Annotated in this window: 14 protein-coding genes; 13 read left to right on the top strand and 1 reads right to left on the bottom strand. The window is 56.2% G+C overall.

The genetic code is table 11. The features are described 5' to 3' along the window. The first annotated feature begins 48 nt into the window (after positions 1-48). The 6 genes from glmM (at position 49) to ACIQ5B_RS02370 (ending at position 6,031) form a co-directional block, all read left to right on the top strand. Positions 49-1,389, top strand: coding sequence for a phosphoglucosamine mutase (glmM, locus tag ACIQ5B_RS02345; RefSeq protein ID WP_397597614.1), 1,341 nt, complete (start codon positions 49-51; stop codon positions 1,387-1,389). After that, positions 1,389-2,531 (top strand): bifunctional hydroxymethylpyrimidine kinase/phosphomethylpyrimidine kinase, encoded by a 1,143-nt coding sequence (gene thiD / locus ACIQ5B_RS02350; protein WP_397597615.1) that lies wholly within the window; start codon positions 1,389-1,391, stop codon positions 2,529-2,531. Before glmM ends, thiD begins: the two co-directional genes overlap by 1 nt. Beyond that, complete coding sequence (locus ACIQ5B_RS02355; RefSeq protein ID WP_397597616.1) at positions 2,528-3,109, top strand: ribonuclease HII; 582 nt, start codon at positions 2,528-2,530, stop codon at positions 3,107-3,109. Before thiD ends, ACIQ5B_RS02355 begins: the two co-directional genes overlap by 4 nt. 211 nt (positions 3,110-3,320) lie before the next feature. After that, positions 3,321-4,451: a site-specific DNA-methyltransferase gene (locus tag ACIQ5B_RS02360; RefSeq protein WP_324477192.1), complete on the top strand. Its 1,131-nt coding sequence runs from the start codon at positions 3,321-3,323 to the stop codon at positions 4,449-4,451. Beyond that, entirely contained in the window at positions 4,448-5,539 is a 1,092-nt protein-coding gene (gene folP, locus ACIQ5B_RS02365; RefSeq protein ID WP_397597617.1) for a dihydropteroate synthase, read from the top strand. The genes ACIQ5B_RS02360 and folP overlap by 4 nt, the downstream gene beginning before the upstream one ends. Positions 5,540-5,611: 72 nt before the next feature. Beyond that, entirely contained in the window at positions 5,612-6,031 is a 420-nt protein-coding gene (locus ACIQ5B_RS02370) for a DUF2177 family protein (RefSeq protein WP_397597618.1), read from the top strand. On the opposite strand, the gene ACIQ5B_RS02375 is transcribed toward ACIQ5B_RS02370, so the two are convergent. Further along, a complete protein-coding gene (locus ACIQ5B_RS02375; RefSeq protein ID WP_397597619.1) occupies positions 6,028-7,455 on the bottom strand; it encodes a sigma-54-dependent transcriptional regulator in 1,428 nt (475 codons plus the stop codon). The two genes, ACIQ5B_RS02370 and ACIQ5B_RS02375, sit on opposite strands and share 4 nt — an antisense overlap. Before the next feature lie 154 nt (positions 7,456-7,609). Between ACIQ5B_RS02375 and ACIQ5B_RS02380 the strand changes: the two genes are divergently transcribed. From ACIQ5B_RS02380 to ACIQ5B_RS02410, 7 genes are all read left to right on the top strand, one after another. Then, entirely contained in the window at positions 7,610-7,744 is a 135-nt protein-coding gene (locus ACIQ5B_RS02380) for an aa3-type cytochrome c oxidase subunit IV (RefSeq protein WP_395628427.1), read from the top strand. After that, a complete protein-coding gene (locus ACIQ5B_RS02385; protein WP_397597620.1) occupies positions 7,745-8,875 on the top strand; it encodes an NAD(P) transhydrogenase subunit alpha in 1,131 nt (376 codons plus the stop codon). After that, complete coding sequence (locus ACIQ5B_RS02390) at positions 8,872-9,021, top strand: hypothetical protein (RefSeq protein ID WP_397597621.1); 150 nt, start codon at positions 8,872-8,874, stop codon at positions 9,019-9,021. Before ACIQ5B_RS02385 ends, ACIQ5B_RS02390 begins: the two co-directional genes overlap by 4 nt. Continuing rightward, positions 9,021-9,302 (top strand): NAD(P) transhydrogenase subunit alpha, encoded by a 282-nt coding sequence (locus tag ACIQ5B_RS02395; protein ID WP_183940531.1) that lies wholly within the window; start codon positions 9,021-9,023, stop codon positions 9,300-9,302. The genes ACIQ5B_RS02390 and ACIQ5B_RS02395 overlap by 1 nt, the downstream gene beginning before the upstream one ends. Before the next feature lie 31 nt (positions 9,303-9,333). Further along, positions 9,334-10,716 (top strand): NAD(P)(+) transhydrogenase (Re/Si-specific) subunit beta, encoded by a 1,383-nt coding sequence (locus ACIQ5B_RS02400; RefSeq protein ID WP_395628432.1) that lies wholly within the window; start codon positions 9,334-9,336, stop codon positions 10,714-10,716. Between the two features lie 165 nt (positions 10,717-10,881). Continuing rightward, positions 10,882-12,087 carry a parallel beta-helix domain-containing protein gene (locus tag ACIQ5B_RS02405; RefSeq protein WP_397597622.1) on the top strand — a complete coding sequence of 402 codons (1,206 nt, stop codon included), beginning with the start codon at positions 10,882-10,884 and terminating at the stop codon, positions 12,085-12,087. Beyond that, on the top strand, positions 12,087-12,784 hold a 698-nt coding region (locus ACIQ5B_RS02410), incomplete at its 3' end, for a hypothetical protein (RefSeq protein ID WP_397597623.1). The genes ACIQ5B_RS02405 and ACIQ5B_RS02410, both read left to right, overlap by 1 nt.

The raw sequence follows: 12,784 nt of genomic DNA on the forward strand, positions 1-12,784 counted from the left end.
AGCAGCGTGGAAATTCACAACGTGAACCGCAGAACGGCAGGAAGCAAAATGGCGCGCAAATATTTCGGGACGGATGGCATCAGAGGTCGCACCAATACGGGCGCCATGACACCGGAAATGGCGATGAAGGTCGGTCAGGCTGCAGGCACGCACTTCTTGCGCGGTGGGCATAAGCACCGGGTCGTGATCGGGAAAGATACGCGCCTGTCCGGCTATATGATCGAAAACGCGCTTGTGGCTGGATTTACCAGCGTGGGCATGGATGTGGTGCAGTTCGGCCCGATTCCGACGCCTGCGGTTGCGCTCCTGACACGGTCCATGCGCGCCGACCTTGGCGTGATGATCTCTGCCAGCCACAACCCCTATGAAGACAATGGCATCAAACTGTTCGGTCCCGACGGATATAAATTATCCGATGCGGACGAACTGGCAATTGAGGCATTGCTGGGCGAGAGACTGACGCTTGCTGATGCCCCCGATATTGGCCGCGCGCGCCGCATCGAAGACAGCCGCGGGCGGTATATCCATGCGGTGAAGGCGTCGGTGCCGGAGCATATCCGTTTTGATGGACTACATGTCGTGCTCGATTGCGCAAATGGCGCGGCGTATCAGGTTGCACCAACTGCCATTTGGGAGCTGGGTGCCAAGGTAACCTCAATCGGTGTTGAACCAAATGGCAAGAATATCAACGACAAGGTTGGATCAACGCATGTTGCGACGCTTCAGGAAACCGTTGTTGCTTCGGGCGCGGATATTGGGATTGCGCTTGACGGCGATGCCGACCGGTTGATCGTCGTCGATGAACATGGCCAAGTGGTCGACGGTGACCAGATCATGGCGCTGCTTGGCTGTGCCATGAACCGCGCGGGCAAACTTACGGGCGACGGTATCGTTGCCACCGTGATGTCCAACCTTGGACTAGAGCGCTATTTGGAGAGCCAGCATTTAAAACTCATCCGTGCAAAAGTGGGTGACCGATACGTTCTCGAAGAAATGCGCAAGCATGGTATCAACGTCGGTGGCGAACAATCGGGGCATATGATCCTTTTGGATCATGCGACGACAGGCGACGGCACGATTGCCGCGCTTCAAGTATTGGCGCAGCTCGTCGAGAGCGGGAAGCCCGCCAGTGAAGTGCTGCATCTGTTTGATCCAGTGCCACAGCTTTTGAAAAATGTCCGCTTTTCGGGCGGCAAGCCGTTGCAGGATGCGCGCGTTCAGAGCGTTATCGCCGATGCTGAAGCCGAATTGGCTGGCACGGGCAGGCTGGTCATACGCCCGTCGGGTACTGAACCCGTCATCCGCGTGATGGCGGAGGGAGATGATGCTGCACAGGTCGAGCGGATCGTTGACGGCATATGCGACGCTGTGAGGGCAGCTGCGGCCTGATGCCTCACAACGCACCCGCGCGCATACTGATCATCGCTGGGTCCGACAGCGGCGGCGGCGGCGGTATTCAGGCGGATATTAAGACGGTGACCATGCTCGGCGGGCATGCGATGACGGCGATTACCGCAATCACCGCGCAAAACACGCTGGGTGTCGATGCGGTGCATATGGTGCCAACGCAGATGGTCATTGACCAGATCGCGGCCGTCGTGAGTGATATTGGCGTGGATGCCGTAAAAATCGGCATGATTGGAAATGCGGCCACGGCACATGCGGTTGCGGACAGTCTTTCGCAGCTGTCATGTCCGATCATATTCGACCCAGTCATGGTGGCGACCAGCGGCGCTGTGCTGGCGGATGCCGATACCATATCCGCATTTGAACGGCTTATGCGGCTTGCGACACTGACGACGCCCAATCTGCCGGAGCTGCAGGCGCTTGGCGGAAAGGAAAGCTTGCTGGGCGCGCGCATATCGTTGCTCATCAAAGGCGGGCATGCGGACGGCGACCAGATTGTCGATGAACTGCACCTCGCGCCGGGTCAAAGCGAAAGCTGGAGTGACGCGCGGATTGAAACACGCAGCACGCACGGAACCGGCTGCACCTTGGCCACGGCCATTGCGACGGGGTTGGGGCAGGGCATGGAGCTCATCCCTGCCATTGAACGTGCGCGCGTGTTCGTGCGCTTGGCGCTACTCGACGCGCCGGGCCTTGGCCAAGGTCATGGGCCCATGGGGCACCAAGCGGTACGCGAAGATTCGATGGTCGCTGGACCCTCGCTCAATCACGTCACCGTTGGTTGCCGCGATTATGCGGCTTCTGTTGATTTTTACAAAGCGCTCGGTCTTCAACAGATCGTCGACAGCCCCGACAACGGCTATGCGCGGTTTGAAATGCCCAATGGCGTTACCTTTTCGATCCATCAACATGATGACTGCGCGACATCGACTGTGGTCTATTTCGAAAGCAAGCGGTTGGATGCATGGGTGACGGAACTCACTAGCCAAGGATATGTTTTCGAACAAATGCCGCAGGACGAAAGCTGGGGTTGGCGTGAGGCGCGGTTGCTTGATCCTGCCGGGAATATGGTGTGTCTATATCATGCGGGTGAGAGCCGGCGGTATCCCGCCTGGCGCATATGATTTTCGGTGTTGATGAGGCAGGGCGCGGGCCACTTGCGGGGCCAGTGGTGGCTGCCGCAGTATTATTGTGCAAACCGCGTCCGTCTGGATTGGATGACAGCAAGAAACTCAGCGCCGCGCGCCGTGCCGAGCTGGAAGAAACGATAAAGCGCCGGTGCCAGTGGGCGGTAGGCATTGTGGATGTTGATGACATCGACCGGTTGAACATATTCGGCGCGACGATGTTGGCGATGACACGCGCGGTTGAGGGGTTGTGCGCTCAGCTTGGGTGCGATCCAACGGAAGTGCTTGTCGATGGCAATATGACGCCGTCGGGCCGTCGACCTGAATGGCGGTGGAATGCGCGGGCCATTGTGGGCGGTGATGCCCTTGAGCCATGCATTTCTGCGGCGTCCATCATCGCGAAAGAACATCGCGATCGGGTGATGTGTGAAGCGGCACAGCAGCATCAACATTATGGTTGGGAACGGAACAAGGGGTACGGAACGCCGGACCATTTGGCCGCCTTGCGTTTGCACGGACCAACGCCGCTGCACCGCAAAAGCTTCGCGCCCGTGTCACAAATGCTCTTGCTGTGAGTTTTTTTGGGCAGTGAGTCATTCGGGCAACACCACTACCCGTTGAGTCCCGGGGGAATCGCGAGACTCCATATCTTGTGCCGGACTCCTTTCGTTCCATATAAATGAACCTGGAACGTGCGACTCGCCGTGAATCCTTATGTTATGAACGTCCTTGACCTTACCCCCGCGCTGACTCATCGCAGTTTCATTCAGTTTTGAGGAGTGAGCCGTGGGCGTCATCGAGAAAATCAGGCCAGCAGTAAAATCGAAGGCGGTTGAGGTCCATGACCTGCCGCGCAACCAGATTTTGCGGATGGACTGCATTGAAGCCATGCGCTCGTTGCCCGATTGTTCAATCGACATGGTGTTCGCTGACCCGCCCTATAATCTTCAGCTCGGCGGGGATTTGCTGCGTCCGGATAACAGCAAGGTCGATGCCGTAAATGACGAATGGGACAAGTTTGCCAGCTTTGCCATTTACGACAAGTTCACCCGCGAATGGCTTGCTGAAGCGCGGCGCATTTTGAAACCCGATGGTTCATTGTGGGTGATCGGCAGCTATCACAATATTTTCCGCGTCGGCACCGCTGTGCAAGACGCCGGATACTGGATTTTGAACGATATCGTCTGGCGCAAGTCCAATCCGATGCCGAATTTCAAAGGCACGCGTTTCACCAACGCGCATGAAACATTGATCTGGGCATCGAAAAGCGAGAAGTCGAAATACACATTCAACTATCGTGCAATGAAGACTTTAAACGATGAACTTCAGATGCGTTCTGACTGGTTGATCCCCATTTGCGGCGGACAAGAACGGTTGAAGCGCAATGGTACCAAGGCGCACCCAACGCAAAAGCCAGAGGCTCTGCTGTACCGCATATTGCTTGCTTGCACGAAACCCGGCGACGTCGTGCTTGATCCATTTTTTGGCACAGGCACAACAGGCGCTGTTGCGCGCCGTTTGGGTCGTGACTGGATTGGTTGCGAACGCGAATCTGTTTATTGCGAAGTCGCTGAAGAGCGTATCGCCGCCGCACTGCCATTGGACGAAAGCGCTATCAAAACCATGCAGTCGCCAAAGTCTGCACCAAAGGTCGCCTTTGGCCAATTGGTTGAGGCTGGTTATCTGAACCCCGGTACGAAAATCTTTGACCGGAAGCGTAATTTTGAGGCGGTTGTTCGCGCCGACGGGTCTATCCTGTGCGGGGCCGTTGATGGCTCCATCCACAAGGTGGGTTCGACCATCCAAAATGCACCAAGCTGCAATGGATGGACATACTGGCATTATGCCGCAGCTGACGGGGCGTTGAAGCCGATTGACGATCTGCGCCAAACCTATTTGCTCGCCACGGAACCATGAACAAAATCTATCTTCGTCCCACCGGCTTTGTGGAAAGCCCCCAGCGGCACGAAGGGGAATGCTTGCGGCTTGCGGGCCATATGCTGTGGTTCTCGCAATTTGAAGTTATCCAACGGACCGCATCATCAACGCATCGGCAGATGGTATCCGTCCGCCAATGGGACCAATTTGCGGACGCACTTCCTGATGGAGAGCGGCAAAAGGCGGCCATATTATTCGAGCGCATCACCTCGGCCCGGCCCGCACTACAAATGGGGGCGCGGACCATCAGGCTGGATCAGCCGCATGTGATGGGCATCATTAACGCCACGCCCGATAGCTTCTCAGACGGCGGGAAGAATGTTGACGTAGAAGTCGCCTCCGAAGCTGCATTCGCGATGTCGAGCGCAGGGGCTTCGATTATCGACATTGGCGGGGAATCCACACGCCCCGGCGCGCCACTTGTGTGGGAAGGCGATGAACTTGCCCGCGTGGAGCCGCTCATCCACCGATTGTCGGGGGCAGGGAGTGCGGTTTCCATCGATACGCGTAAAGCCTCGGTCATGGAGGGCGCTGTTCGCGCTGGCGCGGCGATGATTAACGACATTTCTGCGTTGCTATATGACGATCGGGCGCTTGAAGTCGCACGCGTCAGCGATGTTCCCGTTGTTCTGATGCACGCGCCGAGCCAGAGCAGTGACCCGCATAAAAACGCGGTCTATGACGATGTTGTTTGCGACGTTTTTGATTGGTTGGAGCAACGCATCGCTGCCGTTGAAGCATCGGGCATTAAGCGCGATAAAATACTCATTGATCCGGGCATTGGCTTTGGCAAGTCACTGACCGAAAATCTTGCGATCATTAATAATCTGTCTGTCTACCATGGATTGGGCTGCGCGATATTGTTTGGCGCGAGCAGGAAACGTTTGATCGGTGCGCTGTCCAATGAAGCAGACGCGCAACACCGCTTGGGCGGCTCCATTTTCCTGGCGATGAAGGCGGTTGAACAAGGCGCGCATATCATTCGGGTGCATGATGCCGCCGAAACGGTGCAAGCCGTGCAGGTATGGCGCGGGCTGCGCGATGCAGCGTTGACCGCAAGTGCCTAAGCTACCGTTATTTAGCTGTCTTGTTGACAGGGGCACCGTGACGCAACAGTTTATGTTCAGGGAGGAACCAAGATGCTCTTGAAATATATAGTTGGTTACATCGCCACCGGGCTTGCGTTCGCGATGATCGACAGCATTTGGCTGCGCAATATGTACACGCGCCTTTACCAGCCAGAGATTGGTGAGCTGCTGATGAAGGGCGGGTTCCGCATGGGGCCAGCCATCATATTCTATATATTATATATATTGGGCATGATGATCTTTGCCGTGGGGCCTGCGCTGCATTCGGGCAAATGGCAGACGGCTTTGCTGTGGGGCGCGATGCTCGGCTTCTTTTGCTATATGACCTATGATCTGACGAACTTTGCCACGTTGAAAGTGTGGAGCACCAAAGTCACCATACTCGACATCATCTGGGGTACGTTTTTGACGGGTTCGGCGTCGCTTGCTGGATTTTGGATTACGCAGGCGTTGCTCGGCAAAAACGCTTAAGCCGCGTCGCTGATCCCAAGGTCGGCGAGCTTACGGTACAGGGTCGAACGTCCAATACCGAGGCGGCGGGCGACTTCGGTCATTCTGCCGCGATAATGCCCTATCGCCAGCCGGATGACGTCCGCCTCGATTTCTTCGAGCGGACGCATATTGCCGTCGTTTTCGTACAGCGTCACGCCGATGCCGTCATTGGTGCCCGCACCGCCCGATCCGCCATTGCCCGTAACGCCCACGGCCGCCGATATTTGGGGAAATTCTTCCGGCGTAAGGGCATCACGTTCGCATAGGACCGCGGCGCGGAACAGCGCGCTTTGCAGCTGTCGGACATTGCCCGGCCAGTCATATCCCCGCAGCATATTCAATGCCTCATCGGTGATGCCAAGGCTGCGAAGCCCGGGCTGGCTTGCCATGCGGCCAAGAAAATGACGGGCAAGCGCGGGTATGTCGGACGTCCGTTCACGCAGAGGCGGAATGGTCAGTTGCACCACATTCAATCGATAATAAAGGTCTTCGCGAAATTCACCGTCGGCCAATTTGTCCGCCAATGACGCGTTGCTGGCCGACAAAATGCGGACATCAATCCGGTAGCTATGTGCGGCACCGAGAGGGGAGATTTCACCTTGGGTGAGTAGGCGCACCAACCTAATCTGTGTTTCGGGGGGCAGCAAATCCACCTCATCCAGAAACACCGTCCCGCCCTCAGCTTGCTGAAATATACCGATGCGCCGGTCAAAGGCGCCAGCGAAAGCGTCTTTTTCATGCCCGAACAAAGCGGAATCGAGCAGGGTGGATGAAATCGCGCCGCAATTGACTTTGAGATAGGGAAGCTTCGCGCGCGGGCTTGCGGCTTGGATGGCGTCGGCAACGACCTCTTTGCCCACGCCATGCTCACCTGCGATAAAGATCGGCGCACGGCTCCGCGCCGCCTTTGCGGCAATGGCAAGCGCTGTGCGAAATGCTGGAGCGGAACCGATGATTTCTTCGAACGCCAATGGCTGCGTAATTTTCTCGGTCAGCGGGTGGAGTTCGCCCAATTCTTTGCTTTTGTCCGCAGCCATGCTGAGCGCCGCAATCAGGCGTTCGGGGGCGACGGGCTTGATGATATAGTCAGAGGCACCGGCGCGCATGGCATCGATTGCGGCTTCGTTCGAGCCGATGGAGGTCATCAACAGGATCGGGAGTGCAGGGCGACGCGATTTGAGTTCCGAAATCAGGGATGCAGAATCCGCTCTCGGGACCCATTGATCGAGGATGATGGCGTCCAGCATCATGCCATCTTGCGTGCCGAGCATCGCGATCGCGGTTTCTGCATCACGTGCAAAAACCGTCCTCCATCCCGCCCGTGATGCGATCGCCGACACGAGCCTGCACTGGGCAGGTTCATCGTCGACAAGCATCAACAATCTGGTTTCTCGTTCCTGCATTCACTGTCCGCCAATGTTCATGGACGGCCATGGTACGACAAATGGGTAAAGACCCGATTAAGCAGCGCATGAATTTTCTTTGTCTATGCCGCTTGAGCATTGGAAAATCACAAGTTAAGGCTGCAACGTAATAAAAGTTTATATGGAGGCTGTTTTGGCACAAGATCACGACTTGGGACCTGCAAAAGAAACCTATGCCGGTTTTATCGCATTGTTCAAATGGGGCACTGTCGCCGCCGTTGTTGTCACCGCTTTGGTGGTCCTCATCATCGCTAGCCGCGCGGCTTAAGTGGTAAAGATTGCTGTACTGAAAGAGACCGCTCCAGGCGAAACGCGGGTTTCCGCATCGCCCGAAACGGTGAAAAAATTCATCGCATTGGGGGCTTCGGTCTCCGTCGAGAATGACGCCGGGGCCGCGGCCTCTATCGGTAACAGCGATTATGAAAGCGCAGGCGCTTCGGTCGGAAGCCTGTCTTCGGTTCTAAAGGACGCTGACATCATCCTTGGCGTTCAAGGGCCTGACCCCAAGGCCTTGGTCGGCATGAAGGCGGGCGCTTGGCTCGTTGCGGGACTTGACCCATTTGGTCAGCGGTCCCGCGTTGATGCATATGCCAAGGTTGGCGTGGATGCGCTTGCCATGGAATTCATGCCGCGCATCACGCGCGCACAGTCGATGGACATTTTGTCGTCGCAGTCCAACCTGTCGGGTTACAAGGCTGTGATCGAAGCAGCCTCTGTTTATGGCCGCGCCTTTCCAATGATGATGACTGCTGCTGGTACCGTCAGTGCGGCAAAGGCGTTCATCATGGGTGTTGGCGTTGCAGGGCTTCAGGCCATTGCAACAGCGCGTCGTTTGGGTGCGCAGGTTTCGGCAACCGACGTTCGTTCCGCGACCAAAGAACAGATCGAATCGCTCGGGGCGAAGGCAATCTTCGTTGAGAATGTCGCCGGCATCGAAGGTGAGGGCGCTGGTGGTTATGCGACCGAAATGTCCGATGAGTATAAGGCGGCGCAGGCCGAACTCGTCTCCGCACATATCGCCAAGCAAGATATCGTTATCACGACGGCGTTGATTCCGGGACGCCCTGCACCGCGTCTTATTTCGGATGTGCAAATTGCGACGATGAAGCCGGGTTCGGTGATATTTGACCTTGCGGTCGCGCAAGGTGGAAATGTCGAAGGTTCAAAGCCAGATGAGATCGTCGTCAAGCACGGCGTTAAAATTGTCGGCTATTCCAACACACCGGCGCATTTGGCCGCGGATACATCCGCACTGTTTTCGCGCAATTTGTACAACTTCCTATCTGCGTTTTGGGACAAGGAAGCGGGCAGGCCAGTACTGCCTGATGACGACGAAATTACTGCAGCCATTCGCCTGACCAAAGATGGCAAGGTCGTGAATGATCGCCTACTTTCATGATTGGAATTGATGTCAGGGAGGTAACCTCGCGCAATCGTTGGTGGATCGCGCTGGCTGTGGTGGTGGTGTTTGGATATTCAGTCGGCAAAGACATGGCGATGCGCGATAATGCGGCCGACGCGATTGCTTCATGGGAGCGGCAATAATGGACTTCATTTCAATTTTATCCATCTTCGTGATGGCGTGTTTCGTGGGCTATTATGTCGTTTGGTCGGTTACACCGGCACTGCACACGCCGTTGATGGCGGTTACGAACGCAATTTCTTCGGTCATCATTGTGGGCGCGTTGATCGCATCGGCAGCAGGTGGTTCGCCGACTGCAAAATGGCTGGGTCTGATTGCGGTTGCGCTGGCAAGCGTCAACATCTTCGGTGGCTTTGCGGTTACCGCGCGCATGCTCGCAATGTACAAGAAAAAGGAGCGTTAAGTTGGAACATGCTGCTCCTCCCGCATGGGTGATGCTCGCTTATTTGATATCGGGCGTCTTTTTCATTCTCGCTTTGCGCGGGCTTTCGTCGCCAGCGACATCACAGCAGGGCAACCGTTTCGGAATGGCCGGCATGCTGATTGCCGTCGTGACGACGTTGGTAACGCATGAAGTTGCGTCATTGCCCGAAATTTTGGGCGCAATCTTTATCGGTGGCGGTATCGGTTGGGTGACCGCACGCAAGATTGCGATGACGGATATGCCACAACTGGTTGCTGCGTTTCACAGCCTTGTCGGTATGGCCGCAGTGCTTGTTGCCGCTGCCGCGTTTTTGAACCCTGAAGCATTTGGCATCAACGGCGCGGATGGCCTGATTAACCCCGTCAGTCGCGTTGAAATGGGCCTTGGCATCGCGATCGGTGCGATTACATTCTCCGGATCGGTAATCGCGTTCCTTAAGCTCGCTGGCAAGATGTCTGGTGCGCCAATCATGTTGCCTATGCGGCATGTGATCAATCTGGGTACGCTGGCCGCGATCTTGGGTCTCATCGGCTACTTCACGGTTGACCAAAGCCCGTGGATATTCTGGACGATTACGGCACTCGCATTTGTGATTGGCTTCTTGCTTATCATCCCAATCGGCGGCGCGGACATGCCTGTCGTGGTATCGATGCTCAACAGCTATTCAGGCTGGGCAGCGGCGGCCATGGGCTTCACGTTGCACAATACAGCAATGATCATCACCGGCGCTTTGGTGGGCTCGTCTGGCGCGATTTTGTCGTACATCATGTGTAAGGCCATGAACCGCAGCTTCATTAGCGTTATCGCTGGCGGCTTTGGTGCGGAAGCAGCCGCAACCGGTGGCCCTGCGAAAGAACAGCGTCCATGGAAGCGTGGTTCGGCGGAAGACGCTGCCTATATGATGCAGCAGGCCGAAAGCGTTATCATCGTACCAGGTTACGGCATGGCGGTTGCACAGGCGCAGCATATCCTTCGCGAAATGGCCGATGTGCTGAAGAAACAGGGCGTTTCGGTGAAATATGCCATTCACCCGGTTGCTGGACGCATGCCCGGGCATATGAACGTGCTGCTGGCCGAAGCGCAGGTGCCTTATGATGAGGTATTCGAGCTTGAGGACATCAACAGCGAATTTGCGCAAACCGATGTCGCGTTTATCATCGGTGCGAATGACGTTGTGAACCCGGCGGCGAAGACCGACAAAACATCGCCCATTTACGGCATGCCGGTTTTTGATGTCGACAAGGCAAAGACCGTGTTCTTCGTAAAGCGCTCAATGGGCGGCGTGGGCTATGCCGGCGTCGACAATGATGTGTTCTACATGGACCAAACGATGATGCTTCTCGCGGATGCCAAGAAGATGTGCGAAGATATCGTGAAGGCCTTGCAGCACTAGGTCACTTCACGCTATCTATGAACAAAGGCCGCCCTGAGCAATCTTGGGGCGGTTTTCGTTTCACGTCAGGGGCAACGAATATGCGTAAAACTGGCGTTGATCGGAAATTGGGCAGCCACGCCTAATCCCGCTTGCATTTATCATTCTCTAAGGCATGTTGCGCCGATGAGGATAAGAGAGCTGCTATTCGTTGGCGCTGCATTTTGCGCGCTCGTTCAACCTGCTTCGGCAAAGACTATCGCCGTCTCGCCCGGTGAAGGCGCGCAAGAGCGTTTGCAAGAGGCACTTATTGCTGCGGAGCCTGGCGATGTCGTTGAGCTTGCCGCAGGGCGCTTCAAGCTGTCTGACGGGCTCTCGCTTGACGTCAACAAGGTGACGGTAAAAGGGCAGGGCGGTTCAGTAACCATCCTTGATTTCTCCGGTCAGCAGGGCGCAGGCGAGGGATTGTTGGTAACTTCCGATGATGTTGTGCTGAGAGACTTTGCGGTGGAGAACAGCAAGGGCGATGGCATCAAATCAAAGGGTGCGGACCGTATCGTCTATTACAAATTGCGCGTTGAATGGACGGGCGGCCCATTGACCACCAATGGCGCATATGGGATCTATCCAGTCGAAAGCAAAGATGTCCTGATTGACTCGGTATTCGTGCGCGGTGCGTCGGATGCGGGCATTTATGTCGGGCAGTCGCGCAATATCGTTGTGCGCCATTCAACGGCGGTTGAAAATGTCGCGGGCATTGAAATCGAAAACAGCTTCGACGCGGATGTTCATGATAATATCGCGACCCGCAATACGGGCGGCGTTTTGGTGTTCGACCTACCCAATTTGCCGCAAATGGGCGGACATAATGTCCGGATATTCGGCAATATCATCGTCAACAACATGACCCCAAATTTTGCGCCGAAGGGGAATATCGTGGCCAACGTTCCGACCGGAACGGGAGTCATGGTTATGGCCAACCGCAGGGTCGAAATCTTTGACAATGTCATTGGTGAAAACGGCACGACCAACGTCATGATCGTTGGCTATCGCTTTCCCTTTCAAGATCCAAAATATGACCCGTTACCGCGCGAGGTAAGTATCTGGGACAACCAGCATAGCCGGGCAGGGTGGGACCCCAAATTTCGCGGCGGAGCCGAAATTGCAGCCGCCATGGGCGGAAGCTTCCCTGCGATATTCTGGGATGGCGCTGGTGGATCCGAATATACACCGGTCATTCAGGACGATGTCCCCGCGCTATCGCTTGGGCTGAAAGACATTGCCGCCGACACCGCAATGGCGCAACCGGCGCCATTGGCCCGTGCAACATCGCGGCCTGCCGGATTGCCAGCGATTGTGCTACCTGAAGCAATGGAAGCTGCCATCCGCTAATGCGTTTTGTAGTGCCGTTTGTGCTGGCTTTTGCAGCGGCTGTGGCCACTTCGGCTGCGTCGGATGATCCGGCAGCTATTGCCATCGCTGGTCCGCAAAGTCCGGCGACTTTATCAGCCTTCGGATTTTTCGACGGCGGCGCAGCGCGGCCATCGCCCCGCCTGATACCTTATGAATTGCGCACCCCGCTGTTCAGCGATTATGCCGCAAAACAACGTTTCATTTATGTGCCTGAGGGCACCCAAATTGGTGCGGATGCAGACGGAAAGCTGATCTTCCCCGTCGGTAGCGCACTTATCAAAAGCTTTGGGTATCCGGCAAAGTCTGGTGGGCTGAATGTCATTGAAACCCGGGTGTTGTTGCATCAGGCGCAGGGCTGGGTTGCCTTGCCTTATGTGTGGCGCGCGGATGGCAAAGATGCTGACTTGCGCGTCGGCGGCACCAGGGTACCCGTCACCTTTGCCCATTCGGGTAACGAGCGGTCGGTAGATTACAGCGTGCCGAACAAGAACCAGTGCAAGCAATGCCACTCGGCAGCAGGAAATATCATGCCGATTGGTCCAGTATGGCAAAATATGGCGTTTTCCCGGCCAGCCGACGCACGCGCTATCGTAAAGGCAGTGCCTTCGCTTGCGCGGCTTCAGCCATATCCGAAATGGGATGACAGCCGCGCGGGGTCATTGGACGATAGGGCGCG

Source organism: Sphingorhabdus sp., assembly GCF_044374345.1.
Lineage (GTDB): Bacteria > Pseudomonadota > Alphaproteobacteria > Sphingomonadales > Sphingomonadaceae > Sphingorhabdus_B.

Coding starts and splice junctions, on each gene's coding strand:
- ACIQ5B_RS02400 (WP_395628432.1), top strand. CDS start 9,334: ATGCTCGCTTATTTGATATCGGGCGTCTTTTTCATTCTCGCTTTGCGC.
- ACIQ5B_RS02405 (WP_397597622.1), top strand. CDS start 10,882: ATGAGGATAAGAGAGCTGCTATTCGTTGGCGCTGCATTTTGCGCGCTC.
- ACIQ5B_RS02395 (WP_183940531.1), top strand. CDS start 9,021: ATGGACTTCATTTCAATTTTATCCATCTTCGTGATGGCGTGTTTCGTG.
- ACIQ5B_RS02370 (WP_397597618.1), top strand. CDS start 5,612: ATGCTCTTGAAATATATAGTTGGTTACATCGCCACCGGGCTTGCGTTC.
- ACIQ5B_RS02375 (WP_397597619.1), bottom strand. CDS start 7,455: ATGCAGGAACGAGAAACCAGATTGTTGATGCTTGTCGACGATGAACCT.
- folP (WP_397597617.1), top strand. CDS start 4,448: ATGAACAAAATCTATCTTCGTCCCACCGGCTTTGTGGAAAGCCCCCAG.
- ACIQ5B_RS02390 (WP_397597621.1), top strand. CDS start 8,872: ATGATTGGAATTGATGTCAGGGAGGTAACCTCGCGCAATCGTTGGTGG.
- ACIQ5B_RS02355 (WP_397597616.1), top strand. CDS start 2,528: ATGATTTTCGGTGTTGATGAGGCAGGGCGCGGGCCACTTGCGGGGCCA.
- glmM (WP_397597614.1), top strand. CDS start 49: ATGGCGCGCAAATATTTCGGGACGGATGGCATCAGAGGTCGCACCAAT.
- thiD (WP_397597615.1), top strand. CDS start 1,389: ATGCCTCACAACGCACCCGCGCGCATACTGATCATCGCTGGGTCCGAC.